The following is a 17644-nucleotide window of genomic DNA, read 5'->3' on the forward strand; positions in this document are numbered from 1 at the left end:
TGTTTGTCAATTCCTATGAGCCGGGGGAATTTAACTCGCAGCGACTAAAGCCTTATCTGCAGCCAGAGTTATTTTTACTGTCGTTGTACCTATTCCAAATAAGGCTATAAAAAAAACAATTAGAATAAAAATAACATTTTTTTTCTCGATCTTAAGGTCGTTTTTCCCTGGAAGATTCTTTTTTAGTACGAATAAATAATTCAATAACAGTAAGCCATAAAAATAAAAAGAGGAAAAAATAAAAGAAACTGCAACATTTTGCATTGCGATGGGCCTCACATAACCTTGCGGTAAATTAATCAGGAAAAAACACAAGAACCACAGCAATAGGGTTTTAGTTGTTACTTCACTCTCCTTAAAAGCAATTGCCCAACCTAAAGTGAGTGGGAAAACGAGGATTGGAAAATAATAAAGCCAACCAAACGGACTGATCAGCAACATCATTGCTAGAGTTAAACAAAAGGGTTGATGATTTACTTTGGTTGTTTGATTGGACTGAAGATTGTAAAGATATCCACCTAAAAAGAGAAAAAATATAACAAGATAAGCAAGCTCTAGATAAAGTTTGTTATGGTAATCGAATAAGCGAAAAATATAGCCACAGATTGAAGCATTCCAATTATCTCCATACCAAAATACACGCTTCATCACTGTAAAATAAGATAAATAAATATCTGCTCCATAAATAAGAAAAGGGATTAAACTGAATATTAAAAAGCTGGCAAGCATAATAAAAAATACAGACCAGCGTCTTTGTTTGAGAGCATAAAAAAATATTAAGGCGGGGAAGAATTTAACTGCTACAATAAATCCCCAGAAAAATCCGGCAAGAAAGTTGCGGTTGGTCAGGAAAAAGTGATAACCAACCATGATAAAAAACAGTAAAAAAGAACCCAATTGAACCAAAAGAGTATTGACCATCGTCGGAAAAAAAGACAAATAAAGCAGTAATAAGATGAGCCAGTATTTTTTCAGAAAGGCAGATGAAAAGGCATAATAAAAAGCCAAGCCAGCACCAATTAATCCTAGCGTAAACGAAAGAGTGATCCAGATGAGAAGTGAAGCATGGTAACTGATCTTAGCTAGCGGGCTGAAAATCCATAACAGAGCAGGTGGATTTAAATTGGCCGTTAATTCTTTGGTTACAGGTAAAAAATAGCTCGATAAAATTCCATAAGGATTCTCATGTTTTTTTAACGATAAAAGCGCAGCATAAAGAGAAGTAAAATCCAGTTGATTAGGGTGGTTTAATATGGAGTAAAAAATCAGGTAATAAGCGATAAGAAGAATAGAAATAAAAGCGATTGGCACATAACGACTATTCATGATACAGCCTTTGGACAAAGGTTTTAAGCTTCATTAATTAGCCTCTTTATTATTTAAATCTTCCATCTGTGTAAGGAGCTTAGCTCTATCCTCCGGCGTTAAAGACAAGCTTATCAGTAAGCTATTAAGAGGAACAATTAATCCGAATATAAATAAGATAGCCACTGCAAGAAGCGCACGACGTTTTTTCTCATTTTCGAGCATTGTATTTATCCTTAGCTCGTTATTTCCTTTGATTTGTCGATTAGAGATTAAAATATACAACAAAACTAGTAATCCATAAAAATCAAAGGAAAATAAAGTAATTCGCTCAGTAAAATTATGCATGCTTTTATTAATAACATAAGCTTGTGGGAAATTAATGAGAAAGAAGCAAGCCGTCCACAATAAGAATGAAATAGGGGAGGTTTTTTTCTCAAAAGAGAGCACGAAAGTGAGAACTAAAGGAAAAATTAAAATTGAAAAATAATATATCCAACCAAAAGGACTTAATAATAACATCATCACTAGAGTTAGGCAGAACGGTTGATGATTGATTTGATTCTTTTGGCCATCGATATAACATGGCCCAAGTGCTATTAAATAAACAAAGAGAGAGATTAAAAATAGTCCCGCATACAATAGTTCTATTGGCAGCAAATTATGAAAACTTGAATGCGTATCAATAAGAAGACGGAAAAGAAAGCCGTAAATAGAAGCATTCCAGCTATCTCCAAACCACAGTATGCGTGTAACCATGGAATGATACTGGAGATAGATCGTTGGACCATAGATTAAAAGGGGGATTAGGCAAGCCAATAAAAAGGTTGCAAGCATGCTTGAAAATACCTGCTTTCTTTTTTGTTTTAAAACATAGAAAAATAATAAAGCTGGAAATAATTTAAGAGCAATAATAAGGCCCCAAAAAATGCCAGCCAGATAGCAGCGATTATTAAGATAAAAATGGTAGCCTAACATCGTAAAAAAAGCTAAAAATGCCCCAATTTGTACAATGGATGTATCCATTAAAACCGGGAAAAAGGCAAAATAAATCATGTAAAAAATTAGTCGATATTTTTTCCAAACTTCAGCAGAAAAAGCATGGCGAAATGCAAGATTAGCCGCCACTAATCCTAAACTAAGTGACAGGATTGACCAAATAATCAGTGCCGTATGATAGCTAAAATGGGCCAAGGGACTAAAAAGCCATATAAAAAAAGGAGGGTTTAAATTTACTGAGATGATTAATTGAACGGGGTAAGGATTTCTCCCTGCCAGAAGTAATTTGGCAGAGGTGTAAAAGGGGGTGAAGTCGATAATACGCTGACTAGAAAAAATAAGATAAAGCAGGATGGAATAAATAAAAACAAGAAAGATCAATGGAAAGATGGTGTAGGTCGAATGAGTTTTCATTTTAGCTACTCTTTTTCAGCATGAGTCTAAATTAGGATAAGACTTTAATTGATAGTTCTAAAATAAAATCCGCAACTTCTTCGGGATTTTCAGGGTAATGAGTAAAGGCTTTAATGGTTATCGGTTTATTAATTCGTTCCCCTGTTTTTTGCGACTCCTCAATCATTGCTTTGACTTCTTCTCCCATCTCACAAACAAAGTAAACATCAGTTTCAGGTCGGCGAAGAAATTGCGCCTGAAACGATTTAAAAACGAGAGACATTTTTACCTTTAATTGGCTCGTATAGTAAAAACCGTGCAAGCCACCTGCCAAGTCAGCCCCAACTGCAAGTGCGCCGAAATACATTGAATTAAGATGATTTTTACTGCGCCGCGTCAGTGGCAGTTTAACGACAACCCGCTTGCTATCGAAGGCAATTAATTTAGGTTTTAAATGACCAATTAAAGGAATTTTGAAGTGCCCAAAAGACCAAAGAAAGTATTTAAAACGAGTTAAGAGTTTCATTATGCATCCTGCTTACCTGTATTTTAGAGATAATTTTTTTCACGCCCCGCACAGCATTAACGCGCTTTATTATCGCTACAATGGATTTATCTTGCTTCACTTTCCCGGATAAAGTCACTGTACCATTTGTGGTGGTTGCATTGATACCTACCAATGGAATCGATTCATCATCGAATACTTTTGCTTTTAAAATCGCTGCTTCCACCTTGGCTGTAATATAGGTATCAGTGAGTGCGGTATTAACTTGTTTAATTTCTAAATCATCAGCTTCAACTGCCTTCACACCTTTCGTTACTTTGACAAGCTTTAAGGCATCAACGAAAGTTTGTTTGTCTTTAACATTTCCTTTGAGGGTTACTATACCATCTTTTGTCGAGACTGAAATTTTCAAAGGATTAAGATCAGGGTTTTTCGTAAACTTGGCTGTGATTTTAGCAGTAATGACAGAGTCGCTAATTTGCTGCTCGAATTCTTTAAAATTGTTATCAGCATGGGCAAATCCCACATAAAATAGCAGGACTGTGCTCATAAAAAAATTTAAAAATGGGCGCATATCAAGTTTGCATTTGTAAAAGTGAAAAAGAGTATATCACCTTTAGAAATTAGAGAGCCAGGAAGAATTTAATGAAAAGAAGAAGTCTTCATTTTTGAAGTTTCAAGCTTGAAAAAATCGCTAGTGACTGACTTAGATTGGCCTTCGTTTTCTTTCATACTATTTATAAGCTATACTTCAGTATTTTTGAAGTAAATGTCTATGCATTCCATCAGTATTCGTGGTGCAAGAACACATAATCTTAAAAATATTAATGTGGAGTTGCCGCGTAATCGATTAATCGTGATTACTGGACTGTCAGGTTCAGGTAAATCTTCTCTCGCTTTTGATACGCTTTATGCTGAAGGCCAGCGCCGTTATGTCGAATCACTTTCTGCTTATGCACGTCAATTTTTATCGATGATGGAAAAGCCAGATGTTGATTCGATTGAGGGACTTTCACCGGCAATTTCAATCGAACAAAAAGCTACCTCACACAATCCTCGTTCGACTGTAGGAACGATCACTGAAATTTATGACTATTTACGTCTATTATATGCCCGTGTAGGCGAGCCGCGCTGCCCCATTCATGGGGTTAGTTTGCATGCTCAAACCATCAGCCAAATGGTTGATCAAGTTCTGGCAATGCCAGAGGGTGCTAAGGCGATGATTTTGGCGCCGGTCGTGCGTGAGCGTAAAGGAGAGCATGTGCTCTTATTGCAACAATTGCAAGCACAGGGCTATGTGCGTGCGCGGATTGACGGGGAGTTGTGCGAATTAGATGATCCGCCTAAATTGACCTTGCGCCAAAAACATACGATTGAAGTGGTGATTGATCGCTTTAAAGTCCGGGCCGACTTAGCTCAGCGTTTAAGTGAATCCTTTGAAAATGCGCTGAATCGTGCAGAGGGTTTGGCGATTGTAGCGCCTGTAGACGGTGATTTTTCGGAAATCGTTTTTTCCTCAAAATTTGCTTGCCCCGAATGTGGCTATAGTTTAAGCGAATTGGAGCCGCGGCTGTTTTCATTCAATAATCCTGTCGGTGCTTGTCCCTCCTGCGATGGATTAGGAGTAGATCAATTTTTTGATCCTGAGCGAGTGGTGCATGATAAAACGGCGAGTTTAGCTGAAGGCGCTATTCGTGGCTGGGACAAAAAAACGACTTATTATTATCCGATGTTGGAGTCTTTGGCGCGACATTATGATTTTGATATCGAAATGGCTTTTTGCGATCTGCCCGAAAAAATTCAACAAATAGTTCTTTATGGTAGTGGAAAAGAAATTATTGAATTTCACTACCAAAGAGGGCAGGGCGATTACATGGTTAAAAACCATCCCTTTGAAGGGATTATTCCGAACATGAAGCGTCGTTATCATGAGTCCGATTCTGCAATGATTCGTGAAGAGTTGGCTAAATATTTATCTTCACGTCCTTGCGAATTATGTCAGGGGGCTCGCTTGCGTGAGGAGGCTCGGCATGTGTTCGTTGATGATAAAAACTTACCCGAAATTACTTCTTATTCTATCGAAAAAGCCTATGAATTTTTTAGTTGCCTTGAGCTGACCGGTTATCGCGGTGAAATTGCTGCAAAAATTAATAAAGAAATCGTTGAGCGTCTAGGATTTTTAGTCAATGTTGGTCTAGATTATTTATCATTAGCGCGTAGCGCAGAAACATTGTCTGGGGGGGAGGCTCAGCGAATTCGCTTGGCAAGTCAGATTGGTTCTGGTTTGGTAGGCGTCATGTATATTCTTGACGAACCCTCTATTGGTTTGCATCAGCGTGATAATGATCGCTTGCTCAAGACCCTGCTGCATTTACGCAATTTAGGAAATACTGTGATTGTGGTGGAGCATGATCATGATGCTATTCTTTCTGCGGATTATGTCTTAGATATTGGACCTGGTGCCGGTGTGCATGGTGGCAAAGTCGTGGCCCACGGTACACCCAAAGAAGTTATGGCAAATCAAGCATCCTTAACAGGGCAATATCTTTCGGGTAAACAGTCGATTGCAGTTCCGGCAACTAGAAAAGTTATTGATGAATCGAGAATGATTCATTTAAAAGGGGTCAACTGTAATAATCTAAACAATGTTGAGGTGAGTATTCCCTTGGGAGTCATTACTTGTATTACCGGCGTTTCAGGTTCTGGAAAATCAAGTTTAATTAACGATACCTTATACCCCATTGCAGCCAACAAATTAAACCGTGCAAGTCTACTGACTACTGGGGCTGTGAAAGAAATTACAGGTCTAGAGTTATGTGACAAAGTTATTGATATTGACCAAAGCCCAATTGGGCGTACCCCGCGATCAAATCCTGCTACTTATACTGGTATTTTTACTCCGATTCGCGAACTATTTTCAGGCACGCCTGAAGCGCGTGCAAGAGGTTATCAGCCTGGCCGCTTTAGTTTTAACGTTCGCGGAGGACGATGTGAAGCTTGTCAGGGTGACGGTTTAATCAAAGTTGAAATGCATTTTTTACCAGATATTTATGTATCCTGCGATGTCTGTAAGGGTAAGCGTTATAATAGAGAAACCTTAGAAATCGAATACAAGGGCAAAAATATCCATGAAATTCTTGAATTGACAGTTGAAGACGCACGTAGTTTCTTTGATGCAATTCCAGTGATTGCCAGAAAATGCCAAACCTTAATTGATGTGGGCTTGTCTTATATTCGTTTAGGCCAAAGCGCGACGACTCTATCCGGTGGGGAGGCTCAACGGATTAAATTGGCTCGCGAGTTATCAAAACGGGATACCGGAAATACTTTATATATTCTTGATGAACCAACAACAGGGCTGCATTTCCATGATACAAAACAATTACTGAGTGTCTTGTTTCGTTTACGAGAGCAAGGTAATACCATCATTATTATTGAACATAATTTAGATGTAATAAAAACGGCGGATTGGATCATTGATCTGGGACCTGAAGGTGGAAGCAAAGGCGGCCAAATCATTGCGATCGGTACGCCGGAAACAGTAGCGAAGAATAAGAAGTCTTATACGGGGCATTTTTTGCAACCCTTGTTGAAGGGGTAGTCTGAAAAACTGTTCGGCTCTGAGATATTCCCACGAAATTAAATAGACTATTTAGCTCATTGCTCGTGATGTTTATCCCGTTCACACTGAGAAAGCGCGCAGCGCTGTCTCGAAGTGTCGCAAAAGGCCTCCCCCCCTTCGAGAACCTCAGGACAGGTCTTCGAGAGCCTCAAGCCTTCGAGACGCACGCCATGCGTGCCCCTCAGGCTGAATGAACGGGATAAAATGAATATAAATTCCTTTGATATTCATTTTGTGGGGAGCTTTCAAAGCCCGAATGGCTTATCAAATTATTCTTCCGAGACTATTAACTATAAGGAAGCACTAAAACTGTCGTCCCGACATCAATAAAATTCTCATTTAACCATTTTGCTGCACCGGGAAGCACGCGAATACAACCGTGGCTGCTATTGTAAGTGGGAACCTCGTAAGCAGCGTGAATAGCAAAACCATGGTAGAAATGCATGCAATAAGGCATTTTTGCTCCGCCAGTATGCCCATCGGGAGAGATTGGGAATTCGTTTGATTTACAATCTGCCCCTTTTTTGTCATAAACACTAAAGGTACCTGTTACAGTACGACAGGATTGCTGGATGTCTTTGCAGAAATCCATCCCCCCTGAAGCGGAGCCTGTCATGACGCGTTTACCCTGCTCATTGTAAGCAGCCCAAGCTGAGGCTCGGGGATCAAAGATAAATATTTTTTCTCCAGTCGCTTGTCGTTGTAATGGAAAAACAGCTTGTCCTCTCGTATCTGCTTGATAAGGTATAGTGTAATGCGGATTACCGGCATCATCAGTAACGACATCCATGTTTTGATGAGTCAGACATGAAGCAAGAAGAATGGAACTAACTAAGGGCAAAAGATATTTTTTCATGATTAAGTTCTTATAATTGTTAGTGATATCCTAGGAATAAAAAACCCTCCCTCTACTTTGTAAAGGAGGATATTTGAATAATTACAAGGCCTTCATAAATGCAGTTAGATCTTGTTTTTCCTGTTGATTAAGTTGGGTTCCGAGTACTAAATTGAAAAACTCAACGGTATCTTCCAAGGTGAGTAAGCGGCCATCATGCAGGTAAGGTGGTGAATCTTTGATACCGCGTAAAGGGAAGGTTTTGATTGGGCCATCACCTACGGCTTTAATGCCATTAATTAGCTGCGGGCTAAAGAAACGCTCTGTTTGCAAATTATGCATGGTATTGTCAGTGTAGTAGGGTGGGGCGTGGCAGGTAGCGCATTGTGCTTTGCCGAAGAACAGCTCTTGCCCACGTAATTCTTGAGGTGTTGCTTTAGCGGGATCAAGTTTACCATCCCACTTTAATTTAGGTGCGGGTGGGAAATCCAAAATCTCTTGGAATTCGGCCATGAAATGGACCTGACTGCCACGCTCAAGAATATTAACTCCTTTTTTAGTCGCAATTACCGGATCTCCATCAAAATAAGCCGCGCGTTGCTCGAATTCGGTGAAATCCTCAACTGTTTTGAGAGCTCGTTGGGAGCCGAATAAACGCTGAATATTAACCCCTCTTAAACTTGGGGTGGTAATGCGATGGCGAAACTCTTGGGGACGTATATCACCCACCAAATGCGTTGCTTCATTAGTATGACCATTCGCATGACAATCCAGACAAGCGACACCACGACTTGGTTTTACTGTCCGCCGATCGTCGGTTTGGTTAAATTGCTGCTGAGGGAAGGGAGTGACTAATAACCTTAAACCTTCTAGTTGTTTGGGGTTAAGTATTCCATTAAAAATATCAAAATAATTCTCAATAGTTACCAATTTACCTTGGGAAACATCACCGAGATCGGGACGAGTTGTTAAATAGATCGGTGGTGGAAAAGCAGGTAGAAAATGATCGGGAATATCGAAATCGAGGTCAAAACGAGTTAAGTCGCGACCTTCTTGTTTATTAATTTCATCGATAGCAAATTTGGGAAACAGCATCCCCCCCTCCGCCTGATTGGGATGGGGTAAAGGAAGAAAGCCTTGAGGGAATAAGCCTTTTTGCTTAATTTGATCAGGCGTCATCTTAGCCAAATCATCCCAACTAATTCCCTGGGGCAGTTTTACGCGTACGCCGTCTTGGAGTGGTTTACCGGTGGTCATCGTGTCTTTTGAGGGTTTATTACTCAAGTCATAGCGCTGATTAAGTAAACTTTGCTGCTTATTATTTAGTCCCTGTTTAGCGTTAGACATACGCTCCAAAATAGTCTGAAAACTTTCTTTATCGACAACGGGCATGTAGCTTGAAATAGGTGGCGGTGGAGCAGCATGGCTTTGCAACAAAAAACTACAGGAAAAAAGAGCAATCCAAGAAGTTTTTTTTAACATAAGAAAGTCCGTTTCATAGAATTATTATCTATAAATCATAAAATACTTGTAGATGGTTTACAATCGGCTCAACTTATGAAATGTTGCCAAGCTCGTCTAAAGGAAAACTAACCAAAACTTTCAACCCTCCCTGTACTCGATTTGTTAGACTGATTTTGCCGCTATGGAGTTGAATAATTTCCTTTGCGATCGTTAATCCCAATCCAGCGCCGCCGGTTTCGCGCGAGCGGGAGCTTTCGCCGCGGTAATAGGGGAGAAAAACTTGCTCAACCTCGGTTTCTTTTAATCCTGTGCCGTTATCTTCTATGGAAATTTCTACCTGATTTGCTTTTTTCTCGACATAAACAACGGCTTGTTTACCGTAATAAATGGCATTATTTATTAAATTGGAAAAAGCGCGTTTTAGTAAATTGAGGGAACCAAAATAGATTAATTTATCCACATTAGACGTGAATTGCACATTAAATTTTAGATCCGCAGCATCTTCGCAGAGCGATTGCAACATGGCAATTAAATCAAAGCGCTGTTTTTTTTCTTCATCGTGAGCTTCTTTAAAATAATCCAAGGTTTCGCGAATCATCATCTCCATGTCATTAATATCATGCATCATTTTGTCAAAATGTTTGTTTTGCGTGAGATATTCCATACGTAATTTTAAGCGCGTCATGGGGGTGCGCAGATCATGAGAAATCGCAGTGACGACTTGAGTGCGGTTTTGTAATAGTTTGCTCATTTTCATCTGTAATGAATTAATTTGATTAAACAGCATGCGTTGATCGCTATTTCCGGTGAGAGGAATGGGTAGCCAATTTTCTTGGCTTTCGTTGTATTTCAGGCTCTGGATTAAAGTTTGAATCGGTTGATTGAGATTTTTAACTGCCCAGTAATTGATTAAAAATAAAATAAATAATAATCCCAGAAGCGCAGCCATCAAAGCGGCTCTCAAGGTATTGTGATTATGCAATGGTGGGATCAAACTAAAATTTAACCAAGATTTTTCTTTAATGAAAACAGACAGTTGCAATTGCTTATGCTGTTTTAATAAATCAAAAACAACCGGAGGTTGAAGGCTCAGTAAGGCATCTTGATAAAGCGGTGTTTCTGATAAGGTCATTTTTGACCAGGGTATTTTTTGTTTCTGCAATACTCGCGGCCAGTCTGCTTCTGGTTGAGATTGTAGCCGATGTACCAATTTGGTAATGGAATGCACGGTATTGGGTGGGATAACCGGTTTAAAGGCAGTAAAAATAAAATATTGAATTAAAATAATACAGGCTAGCAACACGAGAAGATTGCCTGTAATGAGTAGTGCATAGGTTTTTTTAGCGGATGAAGTTAATTTGCTCATGATAAACTGACTTGCACTTTTAGTTGATAACCGCCGCCTCTAATCGTTTTTAACAACAGAGGACTCCGTGGATCTAATTCGATCTTTTTGCGTAAACGACCAATCAAAACATCGATCGTACGGTCCATGGGATCGCAATCACGATCATATAATAAATCGGTTAATTGGTCGCGGCTTAGAATGCGTCCTGGATGTTCGAGAAAAATAAGTAATAAATCATATTCGCGCTGGCTTAAAGAAATCGCAATCTCATCCTCATCGATTAGGCAATGAGTTTCCCTATCTAATTGCCAATTGGCAAAGCGCAAGCGCTTCAGTGGTTTTAGGCGTTGACTGGTTTGCTGCAATTCGCCATTAGCCCGTCTTAGTTGAGCTTTGACCCGAGCTAAGAGTTCACGCGCGCTAAATGGCTTAGTGATATAGTCATCAGCACCTAATTCCAAACCTGCAACTCGATCGGCTGTACTGTCGGCTGCACTTAACATAAAAATAGGCACATCATAATTTTGGCGAATCGTTTTACATAAACTCAAACCATCAGGCCCTGGCAACATAATATCAAGGATGATTAAGTCAAAATTATTTTCCCGTAATAACTGCGCTAAATTGCTGCCGTTATAGGCAGAGGTTGTTCTATAACCATGTTGAGATAAATAATCGCTAATTAATAGATTAATTTCTTTATCATCATCGATAATTAAAATATGATTTTTTTTCATGTTCATAAATACTGTTTTGGCCTAATTTCATTTTATTTAAGATACTTCAAGAGGTTAAATTAGCATTTTGTAGTTTCTTGGGTATATTATACCATTCCTAGGTAACAAGGTTGTTACTACGATAAGGAAGGGATCAAAGGGATTTAATTTTCGATTGAGCCTAGGTTTTACCGAGCAATGATGATACCTGAATTTTATAAGTTAATGTTGATAACCCATCGGCAGCAGCAACCTTTAGCCGATTATCTGCAGTTTATTGAAACATGCATCGCTTCAGGGGTGACTAGTGTACAGCTGCGCGAAAAAGGAGCTGCAGCATCATTTCTCCTCGATTATGCCCGTCAATTGAAAACCTTATTAGATCAATTCCATATTCCTTTAATAATTAATGATAATGTAGAGCTTGCTCTAGAAATTGATGCTCATGGTGTGCATTTAGGGCAATCAGATGGCTCTCCAATCGTTGCTCGTCGGCGGCTAGGCGCGAATAAATGGATAGGTTTGTCTATCGAAACGGGACAAGAACTGATTAAAGCGAATGCCTATGACGTGAATTATGTCGCGGCGAGTGCTGTTTTCCCAACCAATAATAAAGCGAATATTTGTAAAGTTTGGGGCTTAGCCGGTTTAAGTGCTTTGGCTAAGAATTCGGTGCATCCGGTGGTTGCTATTGGTGGAATTAATCAACATAACATTCAAGAGGTGATGACAGCCGGTGCAAAAGGGGTGGCAGTGATTGCTGCTTTACATGATGCTGCAAATCCTAGTGAGATGACAGCTTATTTGCGTGAATTAATTAGTTGAAGGTCGTTGATTTCCCCAACTCTCCGTATATCATCTCGGGCAAAGCGAGGGCTCGGAGGTAAGTTGTCATCCTTGCGAAGGGCAGGGATGACAACTTAAGCATAATGAGGGTAATTAACTCAAATTCATGCCCAAGAAATACCTGGGATACCTCTGCGCGAGATAAGGTATGGGGAAATGAGCTATTGACAAATTCATGACAAGGTCTTCAAAGGAGAGAAAATGATTAAGTTAATGAGAGAATTAGAAACGTCCTTAACTCATTTACGCCAGGCTAAACCCTTAGTGCTTTGTTTAACTAATTTTGTCACCATGGATTTGATGGCGAATAGCTTATTAGCTCTGGGGGCGGCGCCATTGATGAGTCAATCAGCCGAAGAGCTAGATGAGCTGGTTAGCATTAGCCAGGCAGTTTATCTCAATATGGGTACCCTAGATCAACCTTTTTGCGAAAGAGCTCTGCAAGCCGCAGAAATAGCTATCAGCCAAAACAAGCCAGTGATTTTAGATCCGGTCGGTGCAGGGGCTAGTCGATTACGGACCAAGGCAGCTAAATCCCTTCTACCTTTGGTAGACATTATTCGTGGTAATGCCAGTGAAATTTTAGCTTTGGTCGATGAAGTGAGTGAGTCAAAAGGCGTGGAGGCTTCGTGTTCTGTTAATCAAGCCGTGGCCGCAGCTCAAACACTTGCTTCATCGATGCAGAAAGTGGTTGTCGTAAGTGGGCCTGTTGATTTAATTATAAAGGGTACAGAAAAAATAAGCCTTCCTTTTGGTTCCCCCTTGATGTCCTTGATTACTGGAATGGGTTGTACTTTGACTGCTGTGATTGCGGCCTTTGCTGCAACCGGTTTAAATTCTTATCAAGCTGCTGTTTACGCGACTGCTTATTTTGGTTTATGCGGTCAAGCAGTTCATCAGCAGGCTCAAGGACCTGGCCGCTTCAGAGAATTATTTATTGATAGTTTGTATAAACCGGATTGGACTGTATTCAATGAAGATGTTGCTATGGTCAATGCGGATGAGTGTTTATTGTAACTATCTGCCTGGGAGAAATAACATGAGTATGCGTTACAAAACCTTGTCTATTGCAGGATTTGATGGGTCTGGAGGAGCAGGTATCCAAGCTGATTTAAAAACCTTTTCTGCTTTTGGATGTTATGGAATGACTGTATTAACTGCTCTACCTGTGCAAAATACTCAGGGTGTTAAATCCTGCTATGAGCTTCCCTTATCCGCAATAGATGAGCAATTACATGCCATTTTCGAAGATATTAAACCAAATAGTATTAAAATAGGCATGTTATTTAAAAAGGAAATTGTTGAACTTGTAGCCCATTTTCTTAGTAAACACGCTCAGGGAATTCCTCTGGTGCTGGATCCGGTTACTATTGCTAAAAGTGGCGATTCCTTATTGGAGCCTGCGGCTTTAAATGCAATGAAAACGCTTCTGCTCCCGTTAACGACCATAGTAACGCCCAATTTACCTGAGGCGAAAAGCTTATTAAATTCCACAAGTATAGTAACTATGCCTGAAATGGCCCAACAACTTTTAGAATTAGGATCAGAATACGTGTTATTAAAAGGCGGTCATTTAGAAGCTGAGCACTCTAATGATTTCTTAGTCGGTAGAGAAGGAAATAGTTATTGGCTAGAAAGTCCAAGAGTTATTTCCAAAAATACTCACGGGACGGGTTGCACCTTATCGGCTGCAATCACCTCCTGTTTAGCGTTTGGATTTAACATGCTTGAAGCTTGTCAAACCGCGAAAAATTACATTTTCCATGCAATCGATGCAGCGAAAAATGAAGATTTAGGCAAAGGCTTTGGCCCTCTTCATCATTTTTATCATCTATGGCCGACCGTTGAGAAAATTAAATTAGCCTAATGGTAATCAGCTCTGGGCTTCCTTTATGCTTCGAACTTCCAATTGCAATTTGATTTTTTTCTATTTTTAGGACTATAACTTATTGGTGGCTAAATGAAAAAGGAATGAAGCGATGCGTACCTTTCTGATTGCGATTTTAGTGATAGTCGTTCTCTTGGTATTCTGGATTGTCGGTATTTATAATAGCCTCATCGGCTTAATTGAGGCCATCAATAACAATAAGAGACAAATTGATATTCAATTAGACCGACGATATAAAGTTTTTGAATCCCTAATTGAAACAGTCAAAAAATACATGGATTACGAGCAGACTACTTTAAAAGATGTGGTGGCGCTGCGAAATCAAGCTCAGGCTGCTAAGGCTGCTGGTGATGAAAAAGGTCGTATAGCCGCTGAAAACGGCATTTCTCAGATTGCCTCAAATCTAAATGTGGTATTCGAACAATATCCTGATTTGAAAGCAAATCAGAACGTGTTACAACTGCAAGAAGAAATTGTTAACACAGAGAATAAGCTAGCTTATGCAAAACAGGCTTATAACGACAGTGTGGAGCGCTATGAGGCGAAGAAAAAATCGTTCTTTGAATCATTAGTAGTTAATTTCTTCCACGATAAGTTAGATAAAGTTTTTGAATATTGGTCCTTGCCCGAAGAGCAAATTCAGGCGCGTGAAGATTATACAGTCAAATTTTGAGCTAACTTATGCCACTATCTGATTATCAAGCCTCTGTAGGCAATTGGCGTGAACAGTTGCGGCGAAATGAGCGCAAGACCCGTTGGGTCATTGTGCTCTTTGTTGCAATTTATACTCTAGTAGGATTGCTAGTTGACGCGATTGTTTTAGAGGAAAATTTCTATCCTCATCCCACCTTGAGGCAGTCGCTTTATGCTTTAATAACACTGCAAGCAATTCCTTTCGCAACGATACTCATGTTTTGTTTTGCGGCAATTTCTTTACTGATTACTTATGCAATGTATGACAAAATTATGCTATTGGGCACCGATTATCATGAAATTACCCCTGAAACAGCACAAAATTTGCAAGAAAAACAACTTTATAACGTGGTTGAAGAAATGAAAGTTGCGTCTGGCCTTAAGTTTATGCCCAAAGTGTACATTATCGAAGCAAATTATATGAACGCTTTTGCAAGTGGTTATAGTGAAAAATCGGCAATGGTGGCGATTACTCGTGGTTTGATGGAGAAATTAGACCGAGCGGAAATGCAGGCTGTTATGGCCCATGAATTAAGCCATATCCGCCATCATGATATTAAATTAACTTTAATGGTCGCTGTCCTCTCTAATATCCTACTCATTGTTGTCGATATTTTGTTTTATTCTGTGATTTATCGTGGTGATAATGATAGAAGAGAGCAAAACCAATTTGTGCTAGTAATTACTCTTTTGCGCTATGTCTTGCCGATTATTACCGTAGTGCTTACATTGTTTTTAAGCCGTACCCGCGAATATATGGCGGATTCCGGTGCAGTCGAATTAATGCGGGATAATGAACCCATGGCGCGGGCTTTACTAAAAATTTCGGAAGATAATCAACAACATGCTGCAGAATATGTACAGGAATATGGAAGTACGGCTCATGAGCAATTAAGACAATCCTCTTATTTATTCGATCCTTCCAGTATTGACCCGGTTAAATCGTTTAACAATGCTTTTTCAACTCATCCTGATATAGAGGAGCGCTTGAACGCTTTAGGTTTTAAACGAAAAGATCCCTCTAAATAGATTCTTAGACTTTCGCTTTTATTGGGACATGCAAAAAAGTTGAGTCCTTTCCATAGCAGTAAGGCTAAGCCCGAACTGTTTTATCCCCACGAAATGACTATCTAAGGAGTTGTATTCATTTTATCCCGTTCAGCCTGAGGAGCACGCATGGCGTGCGTCTCGAAGGCTTGAGGTGCTCGAAGGGCCCGCCCTGAGGCCTCCTTTCGAAGGAGGGTTTTTGCGATGCTTCGAGACAGCGCTGTGCGCTTCCTCAGTGTGAACGGTATAAACAAAACGATCAATGAACTAAACAGTCTATTTAATTTCGTGGGGATACCTCAGAGCCCGAATGGGGCCAGATAAATAGGGACCAAAGCTTATAGCCTGGCGGCTATGAGCTTTGGTCCAGCATTTCCTTAGCATTTCTAAAAAAATGAATATTTTACAAAGACAAAGTTAGAGCCTAGTATTAAAGAGGAGTATGAGGATTACTAAAAATAAAAGGAGTTAATCATGTTAATGTGGGCTCTTATTTTCTTAGTCATTGCAATAATTGCTGGAATCTTTGGTTTCAGGGGGGTGGCCTCAACGGCTGTTGATATTGCAAAAGTATTATTCTTCTTATTTATTGTTATCTTCCTGGTGTTGCTGATTCTAAGTTTATTTGGGGTAGGTACTCCACCTCCACCTGCACCAACACCATAGTTTAAAGACGCGTTGACCCTCTTTTAGGGACAACGCGTTCCCTTATTGATTAAAGCCATTTTTTCCGTTTAAAGTATTTATAAGGAACTAAGGCAGAAATAAACATCATCCCGATAGCCAAAAAATAACCCCACTTGAAAGAAAGCTCAGGCATAAAGCGAAAGTTCATCCCGTAAACACTAGCGATGAGCGTGGGTGGCAGAAAAATAACTGCGGCGACAGAGAATATCTTGATAATGGCGTTCTGTTCAATATTAATCATACCTAATGTGGCATCCAAGAGAAAATTCACTTTCGTGGAAATAAAACTAGCATGGTCGCTTAATGCGCCGATATCTTTACTTAGAGTAGCAAGCCTTGTATGCCCTTTCGTATCGAGGTCTGTGCCGACGGATTGCCCGAAAAACGGGATGAGGCGGCTAAAGGTCACTAAACACTCACGTGCTTTCGTATTTAAGTCCGCATTTGTACCTATTTTTTGGATCAAAAATTGATAATTTGGTTTTTTTTCTTCTAGAGAACTTAGATCAGGTCTGAAAATTAATTTAGAGCATTCTTCCAGATTATGACCGACAATTTCTAGGATATCGGCTAAGCGATCGATCGTCGCTTCTAGCAGTTCAATAAGTACCATCGCGGCATGGTTATGGTTTAAATCAGAACTATTTAATTGAGAGATAAGTAATTTAAATGCCTGAGGCTCAATGTACCGGATAGTAACAAGTTGTTTCTTAGTGAGGATAAAAGTAACCACATCTTGTTTAGGATCACGTGAGGAAGATTTAGCAATCATGGAGGCTGTCATAAACAGGGCATCTTTATACTTATAAAGACGGCTTGATAACTCGATTTCAATCATTTCTTCTCGCGTTGGGATCTTTAAGCAGAGCAATTTCTCTAGTTCTAATTTTTCCGCACGCGTTGGATGCAGTAAATCAATCCAGACTGCATCTTTTAATAAAGAAAGATTATCCTCCCTGATTTCATAGGTTTTGAGCGTCCCTTCATTCAAGTAGGCTGTAATCATAGGATCTTAAGTTTTGAGTTTATCCATTAAATTAACCTACTTAGTTATGACAATCCAGTCTTACCTTGCTTGCAATATTGTTCATATAGGGGGGGGGCAATTCAGAGAGCTTAGAAAGGCTTCTTCCAAGTATAGAAATTGAACACTCTGATAAAAGAGATATTTGCTCCTCATTCTAGCGAAGAGCCGGGAATTCGCAGATCACCGTAGACGTCAGAATGGAGGAGCAAGAGAATTATTATCAACAGCCTGCGACCCAGGATAGTGCAGCTCAAGAGCAAGCTAGTGAG

Annotated in this window: 16 protein-coding genes; 7 read left to right on the forward strand and 9 right to left on the reverse strand. The window is 39.7% G+C overall.

Annotated features, from left to right (window positions below):
• Positions 1–30: 30 nt before the first annotated feature.
• Genes Lnau_RS01105 through Lnau_RS01120 form a run of 4 tightly spaced genes read right to left on the reverse strand, consistent with a single transcriptional unit; the run spans position 31 to position 3752 of the window.
• On the reverse strand, positions 31–1326 hold the full coding sequence (locus Lnau_RS01105) for a glycosyltransferase family 87 protein (protein ID WP_058503311.1): 1296 nt from the start codon (positions 1324–1326) through the stop codon (positions 31–33).
• A 33-nt stretch (positions 1327–1359) separates the two neighbouring features.
• The gene (locus Lnau_RS01110) at positions 1360–2718 is read right to left on the reverse strand and encodes a glycosyltransferase family 87 protein (RefSeq protein WP_058503312.1); all 1359 of its coding nucleotides are present in this window, start codon (positions 2716–2718) and stop codon (positions 1360–1362) included.
• Between the two features lie 31 nt (positions 2719–2749).
• Complete coding sequence (locus Lnau_RS01115; RefSeq protein WP_058503313.1) at positions 2750–3223, reverse strand: PaaI family thioesterase; 474 nt, start codon at positions 3221–3223, stop codon at positions 2750–2752.
• Positions 3201–3752, reverse strand: a complete 552-nt coding sequence (locus tag Lnau_RS01120; protein ID WP_238585895.1) for a BON domain-containing protein — start codon at positions 3750–3752, stop codon at positions 3201–3203. The genes Lnau_RS01115 and Lnau_RS01120 overlap by 23 nt, the downstream gene beginning before the upstream one ends.
• Before the next feature lie 225 nt (positions 3753–3977).
• Here Lnau_RS01120 and uvrA point away from each other — a divergent pair, with 225 nt between their 5' ends.
• A complete protein-coding gene (gene uvrA / locus Lnau_RS01125) occupies positions 3978–6803 on the forward strand; it encodes an excinuclease ABC subunit UvrA (RefSeq protein WP_058503363.1) in 2826 nt (941 codons plus the stop codon).
• Between the two features lie 307 nt (positions 6804–7110).
• On the opposite strand, the gene Lnau_RS01130 is transcribed toward uvrA, so the two are convergent.
• From Lnau_RS01130 to Lnau_RS01145, 4 genes are all read right to left on the reverse strand, one after another.
• A complete protein-coding gene (locus Lnau_RS01130) occupies positions 7111–7680 on the reverse strand; it encodes a L,D-transpeptidase (protein WP_058503315.1) in 570 nt (189 codons plus the stop codon).
• Between the two features lie 81 nt (positions 7681–7761).
• Positions 7762–9141 (reverse strand): hypothetical protein, encoded by a 1380-nt coding sequence (locus tag Lnau_RS01135; protein WP_058503316.1) that lies wholly within the window; start codon positions 9139–9141, stop codon positions 7762–7764.
• 73 nt (positions 9142–9214) lie between these two features.
• Entirely contained in the window at positions 9215–10489 is a 1275-nt protein-coding gene (locus Lnau_RS01140) for a sensor histidine kinase (RefSeq protein WP_058503317.1), read from the reverse strand.
• Positions 10486–11214, reverse strand: coding sequence for a response regulator transcription factor (locus Lnau_RS01145; RefSeq protein WP_058503318.1), 729 nt, complete (start codon positions 11212–11214; stop codon positions 10486–10488). Before Lnau_RS01145 ends, Lnau_RS01140 begins: the two co-directional genes overlap by 4 nt.
• Before the next feature lie 171 nt (positions 11215–11385).
• Between Lnau_RS01145 and thiE the strand changes: the two genes are divergently transcribed.
• From thiE to Lnau_RS01175, 6 genes are all read left to right on the forward strand, one after another.
• The gene (gene thiE / locus Lnau_RS01150) at positions 11386–12012 is read left to right on the forward strand and encodes a thiamine phosphate synthase (RefSeq protein ID WP_083503744.1); all 627 of its coding nucleotides are present in this window, start codon (positions 11386–11388) and stop codon (positions 12010–12012) included.
• Between the two features lie 222 nt (positions 12013–12234).
• The gene (gene thiM / locus Lnau_RS01155) at positions 12235–13050 is read left to right on the forward strand and encodes a hydroxyethylthiazole kinase (protein WP_058503319.1); all 816 of its coding nucleotides are present in this window, start codon (positions 12235–12237) and stop codon (positions 13048–13050) included.
• A gap of 22 nt (positions 13051–13072) precedes the next feature.
• The gene (gene thiD / locus Lnau_RS01160; protein WP_338011298.1) at positions 13073–13900 is read left to right on the forward strand and encodes a bifunctional hydroxymethylpyrimidine kinase/phosphomethylpyrimidine kinase; all 828 of its coding nucleotides are present in this window, start codon (positions 13073–13075) and stop codon (positions 13898–13900) included.
• A 112-nt stretch (positions 13901–14012) separates the two neighbouring features.
• Positions 14013–14594: a LemA family protein gene (locus tag Lnau_RS01165; protein ID WP_058503320.1), complete on the forward strand. Its 582-nt coding sequence runs from the start codon at positions 14013–14015 to the stop codon at positions 14592–14594.
• 8 nt (positions 14595–14602) lie between these two features.
• Positions 14603–15643 carry a zinc metalloprotease HtpX gene (gene htpX / locus Lnau_RS01170; RefSeq protein WP_058503321.1) on the forward strand — a complete coding sequence of 347 codons (1041 nt, stop codon included), beginning with the start codon at positions 14603–14605 and terminating at the stop codon, positions 15641–15643.
• Positions 15644–16135: 492 nt separating this feature from the next.
• The gene (locus Lnau_RS01175) at positions 16136–16327 is read left to right on the forward strand and encodes a DUF1328 domain-containing protein (protein WP_058503322.1); all 192 of its coding nucleotides are present in this window, start codon (positions 16136–16138) and stop codon (positions 16325–16327) included.
• Between the two features lie 49 nt (positions 16328–16376).
• On the opposite strand, the gene corA is transcribed toward Lnau_RS01175, so the two are convergent.
• Positions 16377–17354, reverse strand: a complete 978-nt coding sequence (gene corA / locus Lnau_RS01180) for a magnesium/cobalt transporter CorA (RefSeq protein ID WP_058503323.1) — start codon at positions 17352–17354, stop codon at positions 16377–16379.
• Positions 17355–17644 lie beyond the last annotated feature (290 nt).

Source organism: Legionella nautarum (assembly GCF_001467895.1).
In the GTDB taxonomy this organism is placed as follows: domain Bacteria; phylum Pseudomonadota; class Gammaproteobacteria; order Legionellales; family Legionellaceae; genus Tatlockia; species Tatlockia nautarum.

Coding starts and splice junctions, on each gene's coding strand:
- Lnau_RS01110 (WP_058503312.1), bottom strand. CDS start 2,718: ATGAAAACTCATTCGACCTACACCATCTTTCCATTGATCTTTCTTGTT.
- htpX (WP_058503321.1), top strand. CDS start 14,603: ATGCCACTATCTGATTATCAAGCCTCTGTAGGCAATTGGCGTGAACAG.
- Lnau_RS01145 (WP_058503318.1), bottom strand. CDS start 11,214: ATGAACATGAAAAAAAATCATATTTTAATTATCGATGATGATAAAGAA.
- uvrA (WP_058503363.1), top strand. CDS start 3,978: ATGCATTCCATCAGTATTCGTGGTGCAAGAACACATAATCTTAAAAAT.
- Lnau_RS01135 (WP_058503316.1), bottom strand. CDS start 9,141: ATGTTAAAAAAAACTTCTTGGATTGCTCTTTTTTCCTGTAGTTTTTTG.
- Lnau_RS01130 (WP_058503315.1), bottom strand. CDS start 7,680: ATGAAAAAATATCTTTTGCCCTTAGTTAGTTCCATTCTTCTTGCTTCA.
- Lnau_RS01105 (WP_058503311.1), bottom strand. CDS start 1,326: ATGAATAGTCGTTATGTGCCAATCGCTTTTATTTCTATTCTTCTTATC.
- Lnau_RS01175 (WP_058503322.1), top strand. CDS start 16,136: ATGTTAATGTGGGCTCTTATTTTCTTAGTCATTGCAATAATTGCTGGA.
- Lnau_RS01165 (WP_058503320.1), top strand. CDS start 14,013: ATGCGTACCTTTCTGATTGCGATTTTAGTGATAGTCGTTCTCTTGGTA.
- Lnau_RS01115 (WP_058503313.1), bottom strand. CDS start 3,223: ATGAAACTCTTAACTCGTTTTAAATACTTTCTTTGGTCTTTTGGGCAC.
- thiD (WP_338011298.1), top strand. CDS start 13,073: ATGAGTATGCGTTACAAAACCTTGTCTATTGCAGGATTTGATGGGTCT.
- thiE (WP_083503744.1), top strand. CDS start 11,386: ATGATGATACCTGAATTTTATAAGTTAATGTTGATAACCCATCGGCAG.
- Lnau_RS01140 (WP_058503317.1), bottom strand. CDS start 10,489: ATGAGCAAATTAACTTCATCCGCTAAAAAAACCTATGCACTACTCATT.
- thiM (WP_058503319.1), top strand. CDS start 12,235: ATGATTAAGTTAATGAGAGAATTAGAAACGTCCTTAACTCATTTACGC.
- corA (WP_058503323.1), bottom strand. CDS start 17,354: ATGATTACAGCCTACTTGAATGAAGGGACGCTCAAAACCTATGAAATC.
- Lnau_RS01120 (WP_238585895.1), bottom strand. CDS start 3,752: ATGAGCACAGTCCTGCTATTTTATGTGGGATTTGCCCATGCTGATAAC.